This window comes from Halorubrum trapanicum (assembly GCF_017873555.1).
Classification (GTDB): Archaea; Halobacteriota; Halobacteria; order Halobacteriales; family Haloferacaceae; genus Halorubrum; species Halorubrum trapanicum.
The window spans coordinates 1-20698 of sequence record NZ_JAGGKE010000004.1; the positions used below are offsets into that span (position 1 = coordinate 1).

Here is a 20698-nt window from a genome sequence, read left to right on the forward strand (position 1 = left end):
GCCCCGCCCCCCCCGCGCCCCCCCATGCGACCCCCCCCCCCCCCCCCCCCCCACCCCCCCCCCCCCCCCCCCCCCCGGGGGGGGGGGGGCCGGGGGCCCCCGCGACTCCCTCGCGCGTGCGACTCGCGCCCTTCGGGCGCTCGTCGGCACGCGCCGACCACGTCGTTCTTTCTAAGCTGTCGTCGCCGCTGCTCGCGTCTGTTTAAATGCCACATCGCCGCCGTCGATCCGATTCGTCCGCTCCCGAAACCGTTCGACATCGACCGCCTCAGCCGTCCAGCTCCTCGCGGAGCAGGCCGTTCACCTGTCCGGGGTCGGCGCTGCCGCCGGTTTCCTGCATCACCTGCCCGACGAGGAAGTTGATCGCGCCCTCGTCGCCGTCGTGGTAGTCGCTCACGGCGTCGGGGTTCTCGTCGATGGCGGCCGCGACCGCGGCCTCGACCTCGCCGCTCTGGGCCTTGCCGAGCCCCTCGCGCTCGATCACCGTCTCGGGGTCGTCGCCCTCGTCGAGCATCTCGCGGAGGACGACCTCCTCGGCGTTCTTCACGGTCAGCTCGTCTGCGGCGACCAGCTCGATCAGGCGCGTGAACTCGTCGAGCCGGCCTTCGACGTCCGTAATCTGCATCTCGCGGTAGTTGAGCTCGCCGAGCAGGTTGTCTGCGACCCACGTCGCCGCCAGGTCGGGGTCGAACTCGCTCGCCACGTCCTCGAAGAAGTCCGCGACCGCCTTCGTGGAGGTGAGCTTCGAGGCGGCCTCGCGGTCGAGTCCGTACTCCTCGCGGAAGCGCTCGCGGCGGGCGTCGGGCAGCTCCGGGATCGCGATCTGTTCCTTCCAGTCGGCCACCTCCAGGGCGGGGAGGTCGCCCTCGCGGAAGTACCGGTAGTCCTTCTCGGCCTCCTTCGAGCGCATCCCGACGGTGACGCCGCGCGACTCGTCCCAGTGGCGGGTCTCCTGTTCGATCTCGCGGCCGCGCCGGAGGACGTTCTCCTGTCTGGTGACCTCGTAGGCGAGCGCCTGCTCGGCGCCCTTGTGACTGGAGATGTTCTTCACCTCCGCGCGGCTCACCTCGTCGAGGGCCGCGTCGTCGATCGTCCCGTCGTCGGCGACGTGCTCGGCGGGGACGAGCGAGACGTTGGCGTCGACGCGCAGGCTCCCGTCGCGGCCGGGGTCGAACACGCCGAGGTACTCCAGCACCTCCTCGAGCTTCGCGAGGAACGCGCGCGTCTCGGCCGGCGAGCGGAAGTCCGGCTCCGTGACGATCTCCATGAGGGGCGTGCCCGCGCGGTTGTAGTTCACCAGCGTGTGGGTCGCCGAGTCGATGGAGCCGCCAGCGTGCTGGAGGCTCCCGGGGTCCTCTTCGAGGTGCGCGCGGGTGATCCCGATGGTCCGCGGGTCGCCGTCGACGCGGACCTCCAGCTCGCCCGACTGGCAGATCGGCGCGTCGTACTGGGTGAGCTGGAAGTTCTTCGGGAGGTCGGGGTAGTAGTAGTTCTTCCGGTGGAAGGTGGTCGTCTCGGGGATGTCGGCGTCGATCGCCTTCCCGATCTTCACGGCGGCCTCGACGGCGCCCTCGTTGAGGACGGGGAGCGCGCCCGGCAGCCCGAGGCAGGTCGGGCAGGTGCGCGTGTTCGGCTCCTCGCCCTCGGCCGGCTCCGTCGAGCAGCCGCAGAAGATCTTCGTGTCGGTCTCGAGCTGGACGTGGACCTCCAGCCCGATCACGACTGTCCGGTCCGCCGTCGCGGCCTGCGTGCTCATTACCGGCTCGTTGTGAGCGGGCCGCCTAAATCGTGTCGGGACGACCGGCGCGACGGATCCGGGGAAGCACCCCCGCGGTCCGCGGGGGCGCCGCCGGTCCGCTGCCGCGTTCCGACCCGTTTATTGTCGGCGGCGGCCCTTCTCGGCGTATGACCGACGACGACCGACGACGCGAGCTGATCGCGGCGCTCACCGCGGCCGACGCCGTCCGGTTCGGCGAGTTCGAGCTGTCTCACGGCGGCACGAGCGACTACTACGTCGACAAGTACCTCTTCGAGACCGACCCGGCGGCGCTGACGCTCGTGAGCGAGGCGTTCGCCGCCCGGCTCGCCGACACAGACGCGAAGCTGGCGGGGGTCGCGCTGGGCGCGGTGCCGCTGGTGGCCGTCACGGCCGCGGAGCTGGGCCGCCCGTACGTCATCGCGCGCAAGCAGGCGAAGGAGTACGGCACGGGCAACCGGATCGAGGGGCGGCTCGACGAGGGCGAGGAGGTCGTCGTCATCGAGGACATCGCCACGACGGGGCAGTCCGCGGTCGACGCGGTCGAGGCGCTCCGCGAGGCGGGCGCGACCGTGAACCGCGTGCTGGTCGTCGTCGACCGCGAGGAGGGCGCCGCGGAACTGCTCGCCGACCACGACGTGGAGCTTGCGTCGCTGCTCACGGCGACGGAGCTGCTGGCGGAGCGGGACGGGGAGTAAGGGAATTCTGTCGGTCGCGGCCACGACGACTCAGGCCTCCGGCGCGTCCACCGTCGGCACCGCGATCCGGTCGAGCACGTCGGCGATCACGTCGCGCTCGTCCACGTCGTTGACGGCCGCGTCCGGCGTCAACACGAGTCGGTGCGCGAGCGTCGGCTCCGCGACGCGCTTCACGTCGTCCGGCGTGACGAACTCCCGCCCGGCGATCACCGCCGCCGCCCGCGCGGTCTCGAAGAGGCGCTGGGTGCCGCGCGGGGAGACGCCGGCCTCGACGCGGCGGTCCTCGCGGGTCGCCCGCGCGAGCGCCGCGGCGTAACGAAGCAGGTCGTCGTCGACCCGGACCGACTCGGGCACCTCCCGCAGCGTCGCCACGGCGTCGGGGTCGAGGACGCGGTCGACGGTCGGCGACTGCTCGACACGCCCGGCGCGGCGCCGGAGCAGCTCCAGCTCGCCCTCCTCGTCGGGGTAGCCGATCGAGGTCTTGATCGTGAACCGGTCGAGCTGGGCCTCCGGCAGCGGGAACGCTCCCTCGCTCTCGACGGGGTTCTGCGTCGCGATCACGTAGAAGGGGCTGGGGAGGTCGTGGGTCTCGCCGTCGACGGTCACCTGTCCCTCCTCCATCGCCTCCAGCAGCGCCGCCTGCGTCTTCGGCGGCGCGCGGTTGATCTCGTCGGCCAGCACGACGTTCGCGAAGATCGGGCCGGGCGAAAACGAGAAGGAGCCGTCGCGCTCGTCGAACACGTTGGTCCCGGTGACGTCGGCGGGCAGGAGGTCGGGCGTGAACTGGATCCGCGAGAACTCCAGGCCGAGAGCGGTCGCGAACGAGCGCGCGGAGAGGGTCTTTCCGGTGCCGGGCACGTCCTCCAAGAGGACGTGGCCGCGGGCGAGGATGCCGAGGGTGACGCGGTCGAGGAACTCGCGGTCGGCGACGACCGCGCCGCCGACCTCGTCGACGACGCGGGCGCAGGCGTCGGCCGCTTCGGGGACGTCCATACCGCCCGCACGGGAGCCGGGCCGAAAAGCGTTGTCGGCGGCGGCGATGTCGCCGGCCAAGAGGCCCCGGACCGCGGGTCGTCCGAAAGCGATCGAAACGCATAACAGCGGAACCGGCCAACGTCGAAGCGAGCCGAGGTAGCCTAGCCTGGCCAAGGCGGTAGATTCGAAATCTACTGTCCATTCGGACACCGGAGTTCAAATCTCCGCCTCGGCGCTTCTCTCAGTCTCGTTCGGCGAGCGGCGCCGCCGTCGCGTTCGCCTTCGCCGCCGTCGCGTTCGCCTTCGCCGCCGTCGCGTTCGCCTTCGCCGCCGTCGCGTTCTCCGACGCCCGCTACCCGACCAGCGACGCCGCGAGGAACATCCCGCTCGCGGCCGCGGGCGGAATGGTGAGGTTGTCGTCGACGGCGACGCCGCGGATGAGCGGCGGTAGCCCGTCGGCGACCGCGGCGGGAATCGCGCCCGCGAGCGCGACGATCACGCCCGGGTCGGGACCGAACTCGGGGATCGCGTACGGGACGGCGATCCCGAAGCAGACGAACACCATCGCCGCTACCACGGAGAGCCGCTTCGGCTCCGTCGCCGCGTTCTCGCCGAGACCACCGCTTATCGGGTCGCCGACGGAGAGCATCCACATCGCGGGCACGGCGAACACCGGCGCGAAGACCAGCGCGGTGGCGGCCATGCTCACCTGATACAGCGCGTAGCCCGCGATCCCGTCCGCCTCGTACTCGCGGACGAGGGCGTCGTACAGCGGGTCGAGCGGTCCCGCGGAGCCGGAGAGGCGCAGCGCTTCGAGCACGGCCGCGACCGCGACGCTGGCGATCAGCAGCCGCCCGGTCGTCTCCCACGAGATCCACCCCAACAGGAACGGGACCGGGTACAGCGTGCCGCTGGCGTGGACCAGCCGGCGCTCGAACTCCACGCGCTCGCGCCACGCCGCGGCCGGGAGCGTCACGCCCTCAGTTCCCCGCGGTGTCGACGTCCGTGTCGACCGCGTCGTACCGGTCGGCGACGGACGCGAACGGCTCGCCCCCTCGCAGCGCGGTCAGCTCGTCGGCGAGCTCCGCGACCGGGATCCGGACCTGCGCCGCGGAGTCGCGCTCGCGGAGCGTGACGGTGTCCGGCCCGTCGGCCTCGACGCCGTCGCGGTCGACCGTGACGCAGAACGGCGTGCCGACCTCGTCCTGCCGGCGGTACCGGCGGCCGATCGAACCGGAGTCGTCGTACGCGACCGCCAGCCCCGCCGCCCGCAGGTCGGCCGCGGCCTCGTCGGCCAGCGCGGTGAGGCGGTCGTCGTTCGTGACGAGGGGGAAGACGGCGGCGTCCTGCGGCGCGACCTCGGGCTCTAAGGAGAGGTAGGTGCGCTCCTCGCCGTCGACCTCGTCCTCGCTGTAGGCGTGCGCGAGCAGCGTCTGGACGGTGCGGCCGACGCCGAAGGAGGGTTCGACGACGTGCGGGGTGATGTGTTCGCCGCTCTCCGTCACCTCCTCGACCGAGAAGTTCGCGACGCCGGCGTCGACTTCGTGGGTCTCCGCGCCGTCGCCCTCGCCGACCGTCACCGCGACGGTCTCGCCGTCGAAGGCGTCCGGGTCGCGCTCGGCGAGCGTTTCGAGCGCGTCCGCGACCGCGGCGGCGTCGCCACCGAACTCCGGCCCCAGCACGGACATGTCGGGGTCGACGGTCGCGCGCTCGACCGTCTTCGGCTCGTCGTAGCGCTTGAACACGGTGAACGCGTCGTCGCCGTGCTCGTCGTGCTTCGAGAGGTCGTAGTCGCCGCGGTAGGCGAAGCCGGCGATCTCGATCCAGTCGCCGTCGACCTCGCTCTCGGCGTCCCAGCAGTCGGCCGCGTAGTGGGCGCGCTCGCCCGCGAGGTGCTGGCGGAACCGGAACCGGTCGAGGTCGACGCCGACGCGCTCGTACCACTCCTGCGCGACGCCGAGGTAGTAGCCGACCCACGGGGAGCCGATGACCCCCTCGTCAACGGCTTCACCGACCGTCGTGTCGAGGTAGTCGCCGTCGTCGGCCTCCTGCTCGGTCGCGGGGTACAGCCGGACCTCGACGTCGCGCACGCGGTCGAGCGGCGGCTCGTCTTCCTCGGGGTCGATGAACTGCTCGAGCTCGGCCTGCGTGAACTCGCGGAGGCGGAGCAGGCCGCCGCGCGGCGAGATCTCGTTGCGGTAGGCCGGGCCGATCTGGGTGATCCCGAACGGGAGGTTCCCGCGGGCGTACTCCTTCAGGCGCGGGAACTCGACGAAGATCCCCTGCGCCGTCTCCGGGCGGAGGTAGCCGGGCTGGGCGTCGCCGGGACCGATGTCGGTCGCGAACATGAGGTTGAACGCCTCGACCGGCTCGCCCGCCAGCGGCGTGCCGCAGGCGGGGCAGGCGATCTCCGCCTCGGCGATGAGGTCCTCGACCTCCTCGCCGGGGAGCGCCTCGGCGTCCTCGATCTCGGTGGCGTCCTCGACGAGGTGGTCGGCGCGGTGGGACTCGCCGCACTCGGGGCACTCGACGAGCATGTCGTCGAACCCCTCCAGGTGGCCGGAGGCCTCGAACACCGGCTCCGGCATCACCGTCGGCGCCTCGATCTCGCGGTTCCCCTCGCGGATGGTGAACCGGTCGCGCCACGCGTCCTCGACGTTCCGCTTGAGGGCGGCCCCCTGCGGGCCGAAGGTGTAGAAGCCGGCGGTGCCGCCGTACGCGCCGTTCGACCCGAAGAAGAACCCGCGGCGCTTCGCGAGCTCGGCGAGCGCGTCCGCGGCCATCTACAGCCCCTCCAGCAGGTCGACGTCCCGGACGATCCCGTCCAGGTCCGTGCCCGAGACGAGCGGGACCTGCTCGATGTCGTTGCTGATCAGCTCCTGGGCGACCTCCTTGGCCGTCCGCGTGGCGTTGACAGTGACCAGGTCCTCGGTCATGAAGTGGCGGACCGCCTCCGCGGGAAGCTCGACGTTCCGGGTGGGGAGATAGCGCGCGCCGGTCGCCTTGATCCCCTCCCAGGACCACTCCGAGTCCTCCTCGGCGATCGAGTCGCCGGTGCTCGCCTCGCCCTCGACGACCCGGGCGACCTCGAGGATGTCGACCTCGGTGAGCATCCCCGCGACCGCGGCGTCGTCGTCGAGGACGACCGCGTACGGGACCCCCGAGAGACCGATCTCCCGCTCGGCGACCGGCAGCGGCGTCCCCGTGTGGGTCGCGTTGACCGCGCTGGTCGCCAACTCGCCCACGGGCGTCTCGCCGTCGACCTCGCCGCGGGCGATGGCCCGAACCACGTCCGTGACCGTGAGGATCCCGACGAGCTCGTCGCCGTCGACCACGGGGAGCCGCCGCGACTCCTCGGCGGCCATCGTCCGTGCGGCGTCGACGATGTCGTCGTCGGTCCCGACAGTCGGCACCTCGCGCATCAGCAGCGCGAGCTGGTCTTCGTCCGGCTGGTCGATCAGGTCGTCGCGCGTGACCAACCCGCGGTACACCTCGTCGCCGTCGACGTCTTTCACGACCGGCACCGAGGAGAACCCGTACTCTTGGATGTACTCCAACACGTCGTTCCGGCTCCCGGGAATCTCGACGACGACGAGCTCCGAGCGCGGCGTCATGGCGTCTGCGACGTTCATGCCCGTCTTTCAGCGTGACACCTCTTGTATACTGCGAAGGTGTGCGGAGAGCGATGGCGTGTCACGGACATCCACGCGCGACCCCGGATCGGTCGCGCCGCGCCGGACCGCGAGCCGATGAGAAACCCGACACGTTTCGGCGGATCGTCGCCCACGAGGCGGGTTTTCAGGAGATACGTCGGTCGGCAGTCCCCGGAATCACCGATATGACGGCCAGTTCCGTCTGGGTTCGCAACTCTTATACGTACTGTGAACTATTCACAACCATGTCACGGAGTTCCACTCCTTGGGACGACCCGGACCCCGACCGCCGCCGGACGGCGCTGCCGACGGACCCGGCGCTCGACGCCGGCGACGCGCCGGACGTGATGGCATCCATCGACTCCTCGTCGTCGCGACCGGAGCTCGTCATCGCGGACGTCTCGCGGGAGGACGCGTGGGTGTCGGTCGACGAGACCAACGCGACCGTCCTCGAGGAGTGGTGTTGAGCCGCGCCGGTCGCTGACGGACCGAATTTTCTTTTCCCGCCGTAGCGCCGCCGCGCTCCCGGTTCACCGAAGCCCGCGCGCCGCCTCCCAGCCGCGGATCAGCGATCCGATCGTCCGACACGTCGGCACCGTCACGCCGTGCCGGTCCGCCCGGTCGGTGACGGCGTCGTAGACGGCGTCCACCTCGGTCCGCCGGTCGTTCGCGACGTCCTCGCGCATGGACGACCGGTTGGCGGCGGTGTCGGCGGCGACGCGCTCGACGGCGGCGACCGCGCGGTCGTCGGGGAGGTCGACCCCGACAGCGCGGGCGACGCGGGCCGTCTCGCGGGCGGCCTCGCGGGATATCTCGCCCGCGGGCCCGTCGAGCGTCGGGCCGTTCTCGGTCCGCGCGAGCGCGGAGGGCCCGTTGATCCCGGCGTTGACCGCGAGCTTCTCGAAGCGGCGCATCGGCATGTCCTCGGCCACGACCGTCTCGATGCCGGCCGCTTCGAAGGCGGCCCCGATCCGCGCGGCCGGCGCGCTCGCGCCGCCCGAGAGCGCCCCGACGACCACCTCGCCGACGCCGGTACAGGTGACGCGGCCCGGCTCGGCGAACCGGGCGCCGTAGCTGGCGGTGCCGGCGAGCACCGTCGCGTCGAGCGCGGCGACCAGCCGCTCCTCGGTGAGTCCGTTCTGGAGCGAGCAGACCGCCTCGTACTCGCCGGTCGCGAGCGCTCGGGCGGCCGCGTCGGTGTCGTACGCCTTGGTCGTGACCAGCGCGAGGTCGGCCGCGCGGTGCGTCCCGTCGGTGAGCGCGCGCGGCGTGACCCGGACGTCTACCTCGCCGTCGATCCGGAGTCCGTCCTCGCGAATCCGCCGCATGTGCGGGTCGCGACCGACGAGCGTCACGTCGTGTTCGCGCGCCAACAGCCCGCCGGCGAGGCTCCCGAGCGCGCCGGCACCGTAGACGAGCACCTCCATACAGGGACGAACGGTCGCCGACAGAAAAGGGGTGCCGGTGGGGTGCGGTCCGCCGTCTCGGACGCCGACGACTCCGGCTGGGTCAGCCTTTCAGTCCGCTCCCGGTCAGGGGCACGACCACGTCCTCGTCGGGAGCGACCTCACCGCGCTCGCGGAGCGTCCGCAGCGCCGCGGGCGCGACCGCGCAGGTCGGTTCCGTGTCGAAGCCGGCGGCGTGGAGGCGGTCGAGCTCGCGCGTCGCGGCCGCCTCGGTGACCGCGAGCGCGTCACCGCCGGTCGCGTCGATCGCCTCCCGGATCTCGCGGTCGCGCACCGGCTCGGCGATCTGGATCCCGTCGGCCGCGTCGTTGACCGCTCCCGTCGGATCGGCCGCCTCCGGCCCGTGAAGCGCCCGCACTATCGGCGCGACGCCGGCCGCCTGCGCGCCGTAGAGCCGGGGGACCGAGTCGATCCACCCGGCGCGTTCGAGCCGGCGGAACCCGCGGTAGGCGCCGAGGAAGAGCGTGCCGTGGCCGAGCGGCGTCACGACGGCGTCGGGGGCCTCGAAGCCGCGCTGGAGTGCGATCTCGTACGCGACCGTGGCGGTCCCCTCGAAGAACGCCGGATTCCAGGCGTGGCTGGCGTACCAGGCGTCGGTCCGCGACGGATCCTCCGCATCGGCGCCGAGCGCAGCGACGCACGCGTCCGTCACGTCTCCCCGGCTCCCCTCGATCCGGACCGGGTCGGCGCCGGCGCGGCGGATCGCGCGGAGCTTCGACTCCTTCGCGTCGGCGGGGACGTAGATCTCGGCTGCGATCCCGGCGCGGGCGGCGTAGGTCGCGATCGCGGCGCCCGCGTTGCCCGAGGAGTCCTCGACGACGCGCTCGACGCCCAGCTCGCGGGCCCGAGTCAGCGTCGCGGTCGCGCCGCGGTCCTTAAACGAGCCGGTCGGGAAGACGTACTCCAGCTTGAACGACGCGTTCCACGGGGGAGCGTCGTTGTCTCGGGCGGCGCCGTCCCGCCTCCCGTCCGCGTCGACCAGCGGCGACATCCCCTCGCCGAGCGTCACGCGGTCGCGGGGGTCGTCACCGACCGCGAGCAGGTCGTCGAACGCCCACAGGCCGTCGCGCGCGTCGAACGAGGCGGGGTCCGGCGCCGCCCCTTCGGGCGTCGGCGGGTCGGCGAAGTCGAGCGGGGCGCCGCACCGGCAGCGCCAGCGGTCGCGGTACGTCCCGCCGCACTCGGGACAGCGAAGTCGGCGGGAAGCGCTCGTCCTCCGCTCCGGAGGGTCGGCGTCCCGCATCAGTACTCGTCGACGTTGGTCCCGATCGAGCAGACGTACTCGCCGGCGGCCACCTGCGGGAGCCGTCGCGTGCGCCAGAAGACGCCATCCGCGTCGGCGGTCACGCGGCCCTCCAGGGCGCCGAAGGTGTCGGTCACCTCGAACAGCACGTCGCCGGCCGAGACGCGCTCGCCGAGTTCGCGCTCGAAGCGGACCAGCCCGCCCGCCGGCGAGCCGTACTGGTCGAAGCCGCGGGCGCGCGTCTGCGATTCGAGGTCGGTGTCGCCGTCGAGGAACCCGTAGTGGCGGAGCACGTTGAACACGCCCTCGACGCCGTACCGGATGGACTCCTCGTCCCAGCCGACGCAGCCGCCCAGCTCGGGGTCGACGGTCGGGATACCGTGTTCGGGACCGGCCCGGGCGAGCTGTCCGTCCGGTCCCTTGATGTCGAGGACGTGGCCGCAGCCGAAGACCTTCGCCAGCTCCAGGCAGTCGCCGTGGAGGCGGTGGCGGACGCCGCAGCGTACGCGGGTCTCGTTTATCATCCGGCTCGTCGACCCCTGGTGGAGGTCGAGGATGTAGTCGGCGCGGGTGGCGATCTGGAACGTCTCGTGGGCGATCCGCTCGCTGGTCGTCCCGTCGGCGTCGCCCGGGTAGCCGCGGTTCATCTTCCGGTCGTCGACCGGGTTCCGGTGTTCCGCGGCCTGGAACGCGAAGTGGTTCACGATGCCGACGACGAGGACGGAGCCGGACAGCTCGGCCGGATCGATCCGCGGGACGACGCGGTTGACGACGCCCAGCCCGTTCAGTTCGTCGCCGTCGCTCACCGCTTGGACGTACAGCGTCGGCCCGTCGGCGGCGCCGTTGATCGCGGCGACCGGCAGCCGGACGGGACTCCCGTCCCGCATCTCCCCCACCTCGAGACGGCCCGTGTCCGTCTCGCCGGGGGAGGCGCGGGCCGTTCCCAGCGTTATCATTACGCGGAGGTGGGACGGCCGGGACTTTATCGGTTCGGTCCGCGGCGATCCGACCGACACAAGCTTTATCGCCGCTATCGCACTACGGAGTGGCACGCACTACCGCGGCGCCGGTCCCCGCATTCCCCGACGACCGCCGCGGCGATTTCCAATGAGCATCGACATCGACCCGCTGCGTGAGGCCGACGGGATAACCGTCACCGACCACATCGAGAACACGCAGTTCGAGGTGTACACCGACCGCCCCGTCGACCCGCGCCCGCGCCCCGAGTCGGACCACTACTTCCCGGTCGACGCGGGCGTCGCGGTCGAGACCGGATCGATCGAGATCCCCCGCGTCGCGGTCGTCGAGACGCGGGCCGGCGACGGAACGCTCCTCACTCACGGGGACTGTTACACGATGCCGGACGGGACGTACCACGTCGGTATCAACCCGGCACCGACGAAGCTCTACCTCTCGTTCGAGTCCGGATTCTCCGTCTCGACGACCGACCGGACCACCCGAATCGACCTCGACACGCCCGGTAGCGTCGCTCTCGGGTTCCGGTCGCTCCATCAGACCCCGGCGGGGACGATCACCACCCCGACGGACCCGGAGTCGCTGATGGACGCCGTCTCGCTGCTCGGCTCCGCGCTCCAGACCACCAGCCCGGAGCGGTCCTTTCCGACCCTGCGGGGACACCCGCCGCTGATCGAGCCGGGCGAGGAGTTCCGCGTTCCTGACCGGGTCGAGCCGGTCGAGGGCGGGATCCGGATCGTCGTCCCGCCCGAGTACCGCTACCTCTATCCGGTGGTCTCGCTGGCGTACTACTTCGCGGCCGAGGTGGTCCCGGGCGACGCCCCGCGGATCGAAGGGAACGGCTGGACGTACCCGCTCGAACCGGGGTTCGAGGCGCGGACCGCGGCGGTGCTCAGGCAGTCGTTCCACATGGACTGTCTCGTCCGCACGGAGGGGTTCTACCCGGTCGACCTCCACGAGCGCGAGACGACCGACCTCGACCTCGACTGGGGGCGGCTGTACGACCTCCCGCTCGCCGAGCGGCTCGGCGAGTACCTCGACGTGCCGTTCGAGGCGGTCGAGCCGGAGTTACCGCAGTGGACGCTGACGACGGACGTCCGTCCCGACCCGGAGAACGTGGAGATGCTCCCCTTCGTCGCCGGGGAGCTGTCGGTCGTTCGCTCGCCGGAGACGGTCACGCCGGTGGACGACGACGAGGGCGTCGGCGTCGGCTTCTTCGGCGGCGCGGACCGGAGCGCTCCGCAGGCGACGAGGCGGGAGATCCCGGCCGACGGCGTCGAACTCGATGGCGGCGAGTTCGTTCGGGGCGGCGCGAGCGCGGGCGCCGCGAGTGCGAGGACCACCCGCGGCGCGGGCGCTTCCGCGGACCGCGGCGCCGTCTCGGCTCAGTCCGAGTTCGTTCGGCCGGAGCCGGTCGACACCGTCGAGCACGCGTGGGTCGGCGACGGGGTTCCCCTCGACGCGAACAAGGCGACGCTCGACGCGTACCACCGCCGGCTCGAAGCGGGGCAGGTCGAGCAGTCGCGGATCTCGGTCCTCGTGGTCTGTAACGACGAGCAGATGCGCGAGGAGGGCGACGTCGCCGACCTCTACGGACTCCGCGACATGGTCCAGTTCGACATCGAGGTGCGCCACGACCTCTCGCGCGAGGAGATGCGCGACGCCCTCGCGTCCGACGTCGACTTCCTCCACTACATCGGCCACGTCGACGACCGCGGGATGCAGTGCGCCGAGAGCTACCTCGATCTGACCGACGAGGAGCTCGAAATCGGTGTGAGCGCCTTCCTGCTCAACGCCTGTCAGTCCTACCAGCAGGGCGAGGCGCTCGTCCACCGCGGCTCGCGCGGCGGCATCGTCACCCTCTCCGACGTGGCGAACTCGCCCGCGACGACGCTCGGCCGGATCATCGCCCGCCTGATGAACAGCGGGTTTAACCTCCGGACCGCGCTCCACGTCGCGAAGCGGGAGCTGATCACTGGTCAACAATACACCGTCGTTGGCGACGGAGGGACGACGATTTGCCAGAGTCGGAGTGGATCTGTGGTCGTGCTCGACATTTCGAACAGGTCTAGCGATTCGTGGGAGTTAACTGCGGAAATGTTTCCGAACGGCCCCTATGGGAAGGGGTCCCTTACAAAGATAAACATGTCAGGAGAAACAGGCAATCACTACATCCCCACAAAAATATTTATAAAATCTGTTCAAAAAATAAACTTAAGAGTTTCCTTGAACTTGAGACAGTACCAATTTTTATTGACGATGAATTAACTTGGAGTGACGAGTTTATTATCGATTAAGGACCAGGGTTCGTAGCGGCCATGTTTGCTGCCGCGGGCGCCGCCTGCGTCAACAGCAGGAGGGCGGTGAACAGGACGCCGGCCATCTTCGGGTGCTCTGCCACGTAATCTGCCACACTTTCGTGCATATTCGAAAAGTATCAGGATAAATAAATATTGAGATTGTTCTGCGGTGAGAAGATAGAGATATTTGAAATAAGGTAAGACTGTATTAAATAGATTTAACGGCTGAAAGCCGGATATCGGCCACACCGGATAGGCCCGAAAGTCCGTGAGTCATCGCGAACTGTCGCGCTCGCTCGGTCGAGGACCCCGTTTTTTCACCGCCGAGCGCGGAGGTGGGGTCGCCATGACCGACATCGAGTCCACGATCCGAGCGGCGTTCGAGCACACGGAGTACGACCTCGGCGACGTCGCGGTCAACCGCCGACAGGTCCGCGTGCCGGTGATACAGGAGGGCGCCGACCCCGACGCGCTCCGAGCGGTGATAGAGGAGGCGCTCGGCGCGGACGCGCTCGCCGCCGTGACCGTGACCACGGAGCGGATCGCCGGCGAGGACACCGTCGGGACCGTCGTGTCGTTCCGATATCGGGACTGAGGCGACCGCCGAGGGGTTCCGGGTCGGCGCCGCGAGACCGACCCCCCACCGCGACGCGGTACGATTAACAGGTCGGTACCCGTACACAGGGATCACACGATGACGGCCGAGGACGGACACGACGGCGCACAGTACCTCGCCGGCTCGCCCGTTCGGGTCGCGATACTCCGGGCGCTACGCGAGAACCCGCAACGCCCGGCAGAGTTGACCGGCGCGGTCGACGCGACCCGAACGACGGTCCAGCGGATCCTCGCGGGGTTCCGCGAGCGGGACTGGGTGGTGAAACGGGACGCCGCCTACCGGGTGACGCCGACCGGAGAGCGCGTCCACGAGGCGTACGAGACGCTCCTGACGGAGGTCGAACGCGGCGACCGCTACGGGCGGTTCGCCGCGACCGTCGAGCGCGTCGGCGCCGACTTCCCAGCGGCGGGACTCCCCGGCAGCGACCTCACCGTCGCGTCCGACCAGAATCCGCTGGCGGCCGTCGACCGGCTCACGGAGCTGCTCCACGAGAGCTGCGGCAGCGAGATTCGGGCCGTCTCTCCCGTCGTCATCCAGCCGTTCAACGAAGCGGCGGCCGCGGCGCTGGACGACGGCGCGAGCGTCGAACTGGTCATCGATCGCGACGTGGTCGACGCCTCGGTCGCGGAGTTCGAACCGGCGACCGACCGCGCGCTGGACGACGACGCCGCCGAGGTGTACGTGAGCGCCGAGCCGATCGAGTACGGGCTGTTTCGGTGCGGCGACGTGGCCTGCGTGACCGCGCACGACGAGCGGAACAACCCCCGATACGTGCTCGAATCGACCGAGGCAACGGTCGTCGACTGGGTCGACGAGACGTTCGCGGCGCTTCGAGACGACGCGTCGAAGCTCTCCTCGGTCGTCGAACGCGCCTGAGAAGGGTGGCTGCGCTCCCTACGCGTCGTCGCTCGCGGCGCTCTCGTCGGCGGTAGCCGCATCGGCCGTCGCGTCGTCGTCCGGATTCGCGTCGTCGTCGTCCGGATCGAAGTTCGCGGGCACGACCGTCGGGTGGTCGATGCCGACGGAGGGCGTTGTGGCGCTCATGGCTCTAAGAGACGATACGCGACGCTGACCCTAAAAATTACCCATAGGCATAACGCATCCGGCCGCGGGCGGTGGATGCGCTCGGGTTATACCGCCGCTACGCGACCTGCTCGTCGTAGAGGTCCTGCGCGTGCTCGATCGCGTCCTTGGCCGCCGCCTTGTCCTCCCAGCCGAGCGTTTCGACCTCCTTACCGGCCTCGAGGTTCTTGTAGGTCGCGAAGAACTCGTCTATCTCGTCGAGGATCTGCTGGGGGATGTCCTCGAGGTCCTCGATGTGATCGAACCGGGGGTCCTCGGTCGGCACCGCGATCACCTTGTCGTCCTGCTCGCCGTCGTCGTCCATCTTCATCAGCGCGACGGGGCGGGCCTCGACGACGCAGCCGGGGAACGTCTGGTCTTCGACGAGCACCATCACGTCGAAGGGGTCCTCGTCGTCGTAGTACGACTGCGGGATGAAGCCGTAGTCGTACGGGTAGTGGACGTTCGAGTGGAGCACGCGGTCGAGGACGACGCCAGGGACGTCCTTGTCGTACTCGTACTTGTTCCGCTCGCCTTTGAGACACTCGACGACGGCGTAGATCTCGTCCGGCGCGTTCGGTCCCGTCTCGAGATCTTCCCAGAGGTTGACCATGTGTCCGTTGATGCGTCGATGGCGGCCAAAGTCCTTTCGGGATCCAGCGATTCGCCCGCGGTCGAGGTCGTAACCGCGCGAGACCGGCGTCAGCCGTCCGAAACCCCTCGAACGACCGATCCGGTCGGTTTCGATCGGGAGTCGAATCCGGGACCACGCCGACAGATCGTCGGCGTATCCGGCGGGAACGGAATCGATCGGTCGAACGCCTCGTGCCGCCGGATCGTCCGGGCGTCCGCCGATAGCGCGTGGATACCGGGGGATCCGGACGTTCGTCCGGGATGAAGCATCGCAACGATCGTGAATGTTGAGAAAGACTATAAGTTCGGGTTCCTTCTTAGCACCTATGTCAGAGGCACAAACAGTCACTGATGAATCGACGGCCGCAAGCGATCTCACGGCGTTCCAACAGAACATCCTCACGATCCTGGCCGAGGAGCCGATGTACGGTCTCGCCATCAAGCGGGAGCTGGAGGCGTACTACGGCTCCGAGGTGAACCACGGCCGCCTGTACCCCAACCTCGACGACCTCGTCGACCTCGGGCTGGTGGAGAAGAGCGAACTGGACAAGCGGACGAACCAGTACGAGCTGACCGACGAGGGCCACGACGTCGTCCTCGGCCAGATCGAGTGGGTCCTCGACCGGTTCGTCACCGACGAGACGCGCGGCGACGAGGTCCGCGAGCTGCTGGAGTAAGCGGACCCTCCGATCCCGCGCGGCCGGACGGCACCGAACCCGACAGAACACTTTTGGCACACGGCGCGGCGAAAGCCGCGTTTCCTCGTTCTCCGAGCCGCCGCTACGCCGGACCGTCGCCGTCGGGACTATCGCCGTCGGCGTCGTCCGGACCGTCGCCGTCGGCCGAATCCTCGATCTCGGCGGGCTCGTCGACGCCGGCGGCGACCGACTCGATCACGGACAGCGACTCGTCGACGGCGTCGAGCTGCTCGTCGGTCGGCCAGCCGTTCCGAACCAGGTACTCCTCGCGGAACTCGGCGCGCATCTCCGGGGTGGCGTCGTCGACCGGGCGGACGTAGTGGTTGCTCATGAACGCCGCGAACGTCTCCGCGGTCCGCGCGTGGATCTCGGCCTCCCGCTCGGCGACCTCCTCGGCGACGGTCTCGTTGTACGCGGCCACCTCGCGGTACCGGTCGGCGTCGCCCGGGCCGGAGAGCGACACCTCGACGGCGCGGTCGGTGTCCTCGACCCGGTCGAGTTGGACCGTCCCGTCGTCCATCCACTCGTCGGGGTACAACACGAGCGCGTCGTCCTCGTCGCGGACGCGCGCGGTGTAGCCGTACTCGGCCGCGAGCGCGTCGCGCCGCTCGCGGTACTGGTCGGCCGCCTCCTCGATCTCCGGCGTCGGCTCGGCGGACTCCGCCTCGCGGGCGAGCCGCGTGAGCCGCTCCGCCTCGTCGACCGCCTCGACCGGCACGTCCGGGACGCGGTCGTCGTCGCGGTCGGGGGCCTCCGCGTCGGCGGACTCGTCCGTCTCCTCGTCTTCCTCCGCGGCCATCATCTCTCGCGCCCGTTCCTTCGCCCACTCCGGCGGGTCGTCGTCAGTTCGCGTCATCGAGTGCCTCGTTCGCCAGATCGTCGGCGCGCTCGTTTATCTCCCGCGGTACGTGCGCGATCGACCAGCGGTCGAACCGCTCCAACAGCTCCCGGGCGCGGACCCGCCGCTCGCGGAGCTCCGGGTCGTTGGCGTCCCACTCGCCGCGGACCTGCTTGACGGTGAGCTGGGAGTCGCCGCGGACGTCGACCGCGTCGAAGCCGTACTCGTCGGCCGCCTCCAGCGCGCGGATCAGCGCGGCGTACTCGGCCTGGTTGTTCGTCACGCGGCCGATGCGCTCGCCGCCCTCCGCGACGACCCCGTCGGAGGTGACCAGGCACCAGCCGACCGCGCCCGGACCGGGGTTCCCGCGGGAGGCGCCGTCGAAGTAGACGTGTGCGCGGCCGCCGCCGTCGCGGAGCAGGGCGGTGAGCCGCGTCGGGTCGCTCCCCTGAACGACGACCTTGTCGTCGTACGCGACCGCGACGGCCCCCTCGCGCTCGGCCCGCCACCGCTCGTGGGGCGTGTTCCCCTCGTCGATCCGGACGCCCGCGTCCGCGAGGCGCTCGCGCGCGGCGGCCGGGTCGCAGTCGATCGTCGGCATTCGTCCGGGTTCCGCGCCCGGCGGACAAAGAGCTGTCCGTCCGCCGTCGAAGGAAAAAAGGCCGAATATATGAGGCACAGACGACAGGGGCGGCGCGTCCCTCGATCGACGCGCAGTGACCACGTCGAACGCCGATCCGACCCGAGCGGACGACGCGTCGACCGCCGAGCGGGCCGAGTCGGACCTGTTGACCGGTCTCGCCGCCGTCCGAGAGCGACGCGGCACGGTCACCGTCGCCTGCCGCTACCGGTGCGCGACCGGGACGGCGTTCGGCGGCGAGTGGCGGGGCGTTCCGGTGGGACCGCTCCTCAACGACGCGCCGCCGGAGACGACCCACCTCCGCGCCGAGTCGGCGGACGGGTACCGGGCGCACGTCGCGGTGCGGAAGGCGCTGGACGCCGTCGTCGCGACGGAGCGCCTCGACGGGCCGGCTGACGGGCTGCCCCGGCTCGTCGAACCCGATTTCGACAGTTCGCGAACGGTGCGGGACCTCTCGGCGCTCGTCCCCGTCGCGCTTTCGGCCGACGCCGACCCGGAGACCGCGGTGGTCCGCGATGACCGAGCGGAGACGGGCGACGAGTGAGACGTGACGAGTGAGAGACCGACGAACCCCACGAGAACGACCCATGAACCCCACGGAGAACGACCCATGAACCCCACGGCCCGCGACCGAACCGCGACTGAGGACGGAGCGCCGGCCGACGACTCGCGAGCGGCCGCCGACCGATCACCCGACGCCGACCCGCTGCCGGTCGTCGTCGGCGTCGCGGGACCGAGCGGCGCGGGGAAGACGACGCTCGTCGAGCGGCTGGTCGACACGTTCGCCGCGGAAGGGGAGCGCGTGGCGACGGTGAAATCGATCCACCACGCGATCGAGCCGGACGAGCCGGGGACCGACACGCACCGCCACCGGACCGCGGGCGCGGCGGCGACGGTCGGTATCACGCCGCAACACGCCTTCGAGGTCAGTCCGCACGACCCCGACGGGACCGGCCCTGACGGCGATGTCGGCGATGTCGACTTCGACGAGGAGGACGGCTCCGAGGAGGATGACGGCTCCGAAGAGATCGGCGGCGCCGACGCGCGGAAGCGGGCCGCGCTCCGCGAGGCGATCGACCGGTTCGCGGCCGCGGGCCACGACCTCGTGGTCGTCGAGGGGTTCGCCGAGGTACCGATCCCGACCGTCCTCGCGGGCGACGCCGACCTGGAGACGGTCGCCGGCGAGATCGTCGCCGAGGGTGACGACCCGTTCAACACGGTCCGCGAGGCGGTCCGCGACGTCGACCCGCCGGAATCGCTCGGCCAGCCGGACGCGGCCGAACCGAACGCGACCGACACCCACGACAAATGAGCGACGACACGCGCGACGAGACGGAGGAACCGGACGCGACGACCGACGAGGAGTCGCAGCGGGGGGCTGACGGGGACGCCGGCGACGGCGATGTCGCCGGCGGCCACGGTGACGGCGACGGCCACGACCACGATCACGGTGACGGCCACGCTCACGGCGACGACGGCGGGCCGCCGGGCGTTGAGACCCGCGAGGCGCCGCCGACCGACGACCCGAACCGGAACTACCGGCCGATCGACTTAGCGGAGACCGGGAAGGGCGCCCTGCCGCGGAACCACCCGGCGCTGGAGAACGATGCTGGCGGACCGCAAGGCGGCGGTTCTCCGCCGGGCGGAGCCGGTGGACCACCGGGTAGCGCTGGCGAGCCGCCGGGAAGCGGTGGCGGCGGACCGCCCGGCGGTGCCGCGGGACCGCAGGGGAGCGGTTCTCCGCCCGGTGGCGCCGGCGGGGCCGACCTGCCGGACGCCGAGCGGATCCAGAACCGGATGGTCCGCGAGATCCGGTCGATCGACACGCCGCGCGGCGACCCCGTCTCCGCCGAGGTGCTCGCGGACCTGACCGTCGGGGACGGCGTGGTGACGGCGACGCTCGACGCGGGCGGACTCGCCCCCGCGGTCGCGACCGCGGTCGGCGAGCAGGTCCGCGGGGCCGGGCTGGCGATAGAGGGCGTCGACCACGTCCGGATCGACAGTCCGGAGCGGAGCCGCGTCGAGGGGGAGCTCAGCCCCGAGGGCGTCGACCGCGTCCTCGCAGTCACCGGCGCGAAGGGCGGCGCGGGCAAGAGCACGGTGACGATCGCGCTCGCCCGCGCGCTCCGCGAGGCGGGACTCGACGTCGGCGTGTTCGACGCCGACTTCCAGGCGCCCGACCTCACCGAGTACCTCGGCGCGAGCGACCCAGTTGTCTCGACGCCCACGGGGCGCCCCTCGCCCGCGTACGCGGACGGAATGCGGATCGTGAGCATCGACCTGGTCTCCGGCGACCGCCCGACCGCGTGGCGCGGCGCGATGACCCACGACGCGCTCGCGGACCTGCTGGGCGAGGCCGTCTGGGGCGACCTCGACGTGCTCCTCGTCGACCTCCCGCCGGGCGTCGGCGACGTGGGCCACACCGTCTTCTCGCGGGTCCCCGTCGACGGCGCGGTGGCCGTGACGACCTCCTCGGACGTGAGCGTCCGGAACGTCACCCGGACGATAGGCCTGCTCGACGCCCGCGACGTGCCCGTCGCCGCCGTGGTCGAGAACAAGGCCCGCGAGAGCGAGGCGGTCGGTGACGACGCGGCTGAGGGCGGGGAGGAGGCGGGAGGAGACGGCGAGCCGGAGGCAGAAACAGCGGGCGACCGCGACCCGACCGACCTCGTCGCCGAGGCGAACGGCGACCCGGCGCTCGTCTCGCTCCCGTTCGACGCCGCCCTCCGCGACCCCGCGGGGTTCGAGTTCGACGCGCTCGCGGACGCGACCGCGACCGGTCTCTCGGACCTCCGGGCCGCAGTGACGGGATTCCTCGACGACGCCGGGTCGGACGTGCCCGAGGACGCCGTCGACATCAGCGGGCTGCCGGACCGGCTCCGCGAGCAGCAGGCGCTCATCGAGGCCGGGGCGGCCCCGGACGGCCCGCGGCCGCTCCTCGTCGACCGGGGCGACGACCGGGTCGGCGAGGCGCTCGACGACGAGTTCGCTGTCGACGTCGAACCGGTCGACGACGACCGGTCGGTGGTGCGCGTCGAGGGCGACGCCGGTTCGGCCTGACGGTCGGCCCGCCGCGGTCGGCGCCGTCGTTCGGGACCCCGTCGATCGTTTAAGTGAATCACACCGAAGACGTTCACCAGACCTG

The 20698-nt window shown here is 71.0% G+C and carries 21 protein-coding genes, 1 tRNA gene and 1 pseudogene; 10 read left to right on the plus strand and 13 right to left on the minus strand.

Annotation, left to right across the window (positions count from 1 at the left end; all coding sequences use genetic code 11):
* Window positions 1-268 precede the first annotated feature (268 nt).
* On the minus strand, window positions 269-1756 hold the full coding sequence (gene gatB, locus J2744_RS06030) for an Asp-tRNA(Asn)/Glu-tRNA(Gln) amidotransferase subunit GatB (RefSeq protein WP_209545721.1): 1488 nt from the start codon (window positions 1754-1756) through the stop codon (window positions 269-271).
* Window positions 1757-1905: 149 nt separating this feature from the next.
* On the opposite strand from gatB, the gene pyrE reads away from it, so the two are divergent.
* Window positions 1906-2454: an orotate phosphoribosyltransferase gene (gene pyrE / locus J2744_RS06035; RefSeq protein ID WP_209545722.1), complete on the plus strand. Its 549-nt coding sequence runs from the start codon at window positions 1906-1908 to the stop codon at window positions 2452-2454.
* 30 nt (window positions 2455-2484) lie between these two features.
* On the opposite strand, the gene J2744_RS06040 is transcribed toward pyrE, so the two are convergent.
* Complete coding sequence (locus J2744_RS06040) at window positions 2485-3447, minus strand: AAA family ATPase (protein WP_209545723.1); 963 nt, start codon at window positions 3445-3447, stop codon at window positions 2485-2487.
* A gap of 132 nt (window positions 3448-3579) precedes the next feature.
* Here J2744_RS06040 and J2744_RS06045 point away from each other — a divergent pair.
* Window positions 3580-3664 (plus strand) — tRNA-Ser (locus J2744_RS06045).
* Between the two features lie 117 nt (window positions 3665-3781).
* Here J2744_RS06045 and J2744_RS06050 read toward each other — a convergent pair.
* Genes J2744_RS06050 through J2744_RS06060 form a run of 3 tightly spaced genes read right to left on the minus strand, consistent with a single transcriptional unit; the run spans window position 3782 to window position 7061 of the window.
* Window positions 3782-4405: a dolichol kinase gene (locus tag J2744_RS06050; protein WP_209545724.1), complete on the minus strand. Its 624-nt coding sequence runs from the start codon at window positions 4403-4405 to the stop codon at window positions 3782-3784.
* Between the two features lie 4 nt (window positions 4406-4409).
* Window positions 4410-6212: a glycine--tRNA ligase gene (glyS, locus tag J2744_RS06055; RefSeq protein WP_209545725.1), complete on the minus strand. Its 1803-nt coding sequence runs from the start codon at window positions 6210-6212 to the stop codon at window positions 4410-4412.
* Window positions 6213-7061 carry a CBS domain-containing protein gene (locus J2744_RS06060; RefSeq protein WP_209545729.1) on the minus strand — a complete coding sequence of 283 codons (849 nt, stop codon included), beginning with the start codon at window positions 7059-7061 and terminating at the stop codon, window positions 6213-6215.
* A 266-nt stretch (window positions 7062-7327) separates the two neighbouring features.
* On the opposite strand from J2744_RS06060, the gene J2744_RS06065 reads away from it, so the two are divergent.
* Window positions 7328-7549, plus strand: coding sequence for a DUF7556 family protein (locus tag J2744_RS06065; protein ID WP_209545730.1), 222 nt, complete (start codon window positions 7328-7330; stop codon window positions 7547-7549).
* 63 nt (window positions 7550-7612) lie between these two features.
* Here the strand turns inward: J2744_RS06065 and J2744_RS06070 are convergent, their stop codons facing one another.
* The 3 genes from J2744_RS06070 to J2744_RS06080 all read right to left on the minus strand — a co-directional run bounded on the left by J2744_RS06070 (window position 7613) and on the right by J2744_RS06080 (window position 10747).
* Window positions 7613-8509: a ketopantoate reductase family protein gene (locus tag J2744_RS06070; protein ID WP_209545732.1), complete on the minus strand. Its 897-nt coding sequence runs from the start codon at window positions 8507-8509 to the stop codon at window positions 7613-7615.
* Window positions 8510-8591: 82 nt separating this feature from the next.
* A complete protein-coding gene (locus J2744_RS06075; protein WP_209545735.1) occupies window positions 8592-9791 on the minus strand; it encodes a pyridoxal-phosphate dependent enzyme in 1200 nt (399 codons plus the stop codon).
* Window positions 9791-10747 (minus strand): succinylglutamate desuccinylase/aspartoacylase family protein, encoded by a 957-nt coding sequence (locus J2744_RS06080; RefSeq protein ID WP_209545737.1) that lies wholly within the window; start codon window positions 10745-10747, stop codon window positions 9791-9793. Before J2744_RS06080 ends, J2744_RS06075 begins: the two co-directional genes overlap by 1 nt.
* Window positions 10748-10898: 151 nt before the next feature.
* Between J2744_RS06080 and J2744_RS06085 the strand changes: the two are divergent.
* Window positions 10899-13063 (plus strand): annotated as a pseudogene (locus tag J2744_RS06085) (caspase family protein).
* On the opposite strand, the gene J2744_RS15630 reads toward J2744_RS06085, so the two are convergent.
* On the minus strand, window positions 13060-13191 hold the full coding sequence (locus tag J2744_RS15630; RefSeq protein ID WP_425544852.1) for a DUF7503 family protein: 132 nt from the start codon (window positions 13189-13191) through the stop codon (window positions 13060-13062). The pseudogene J2744_RS06085 and the gene J2744_RS15630 sit on opposite strands and share 4 nt — an antisense overlap.
* Window positions 13192-13412: 221 nt before the next feature.
* On the opposite strand from J2744_RS15630, the gene J2744_RS06090 reads away from it, so the two are divergent.
* Complete coding sequence (locus J2744_RS06090) at window positions 13413-13661, plus strand: hypothetical protein (RefSeq protein ID WP_209545739.1); 249 nt, start codon at window positions 13413-13415, stop codon at window positions 13659-13661.
* A 99-nt stretch (window positions 13662-13760) separates the two neighbouring features.
* A complete protein-coding gene (locus J2744_RS06095) occupies window positions 13761-14558 on the plus strand; it encodes a helix-turn-helix transcriptional regulator (RefSeq protein ID WP_209545741.1) in 798 nt (265 codons plus the stop codon).
* An 18-nt stretch (window positions 14559-14576) separates the two neighbouring features.
* Here J2744_RS06095 and J2744_RS06100 read toward each other — a convergent pair whose 3' ends face one another.
* The gene (locus tag J2744_RS06100; protein ID WP_209545743.1) at window positions 14577-14726 is read right to left on the minus strand and encodes a hypothetical protein; all 150 of its coding nucleotides are present in this window, start codon (window positions 14724-14726) and stop codon (window positions 14577-14579) included.
* Window positions 14727-14823: 97 nt separating this feature from the next.
* Window positions 14824-15357, minus strand: coding sequence for an inorganic diphosphatase (locus tag J2744_RS06105; protein ID WP_209545744.1), 534 nt, complete (start codon window positions 15355-15357; stop codon window positions 14824-14826).
* 346 nt (window positions 15358-15703) lie between these two features.
* Here J2744_RS06105 and J2744_RS06110 point away from each other — a divergent pair, with 346 nt between their 5' ends.
* The gene (locus J2744_RS06110) at window positions 15704-16054 is read left to right on the plus strand and encodes a PadR family transcriptional regulator (protein WP_209545745.1); all 351 of its coding nucleotides are present in this window, start codon (window positions 15704-15706) and stop codon (window positions 16052-16054) included.
* 103 nt (window positions 16055-16157) lie between these two features.
* Here the strand turns inward: J2744_RS06110 and J2744_RS06115 are convergent, their stop codons facing one another.
* Both J2744_RS06115 and rnhA read right to left on the minus strand, forming a co-directional pair.
* The gene (locus tag J2744_RS06115; protein ID WP_209545746.1) at window positions 16158-16931 is read right to left on the minus strand and encodes a DUF7108 domain-containing protein; all 774 of its coding nucleotides are present in this window, start codon (window positions 16929-16931) and stop codon (window positions 16158-16160) included.
* Window positions 16918-17514 carry a ribonuclease HI gene (gene rnhA, locus J2744_RS06120; RefSeq protein WP_209545747.1) on the minus strand — a complete coding sequence of 199 codons (597 nt, stop codon included), beginning with the start codon at window positions 17512-17514 and terminating at the stop codon, window positions 16918-16920. Before rnhA ends, J2744_RS06115 begins: the two co-directional genes overlap by 14 nt.
* A gap of 115 nt (window positions 17515-17629) precedes the next feature.
* On the opposite strand from rnhA, the gene J2744_RS06125 reads away from it, so the two are divergent.
* The 3 genes from J2744_RS06125 (at window position 17630) to J2744_RS06135 (ending at window position 20613) form a co-directional block, all read left to right on the plus strand.
* On the plus strand, window positions 17630-18097 hold the full coding sequence (locus J2744_RS06125; protein ID WP_209545748.1) for a molybdopterin-binding protein: 468 nt from the start codon (window positions 17630-17632) through the stop codon (window positions 18095-18097).
* Window positions 18098-18163: 66 nt separating this feature from the next.
* A complete protein-coding gene (locus tag J2744_RS06130; RefSeq protein ID WP_209545751.1) occupies window positions 18164-18865 on the plus strand; it encodes a molybdopterin-guanine dinucleotide biosynthesis protein B in 702 nt (233 codons plus the stop codon).
* Window positions 18862-20613: a P-loop NTPase gene (locus J2744_RS06135; RefSeq protein WP_209545752.1), complete on the plus strand. Its 1752-nt coding sequence runs from the start codon at window positions 18862-18864 to the stop codon at window positions 20611-20613. Before J2744_RS06130 ends, J2744_RS06135 begins: the two co-directional genes overlap by 4 nt.
* Window positions 20614-20698 lie beyond the last annotated feature (85 nt).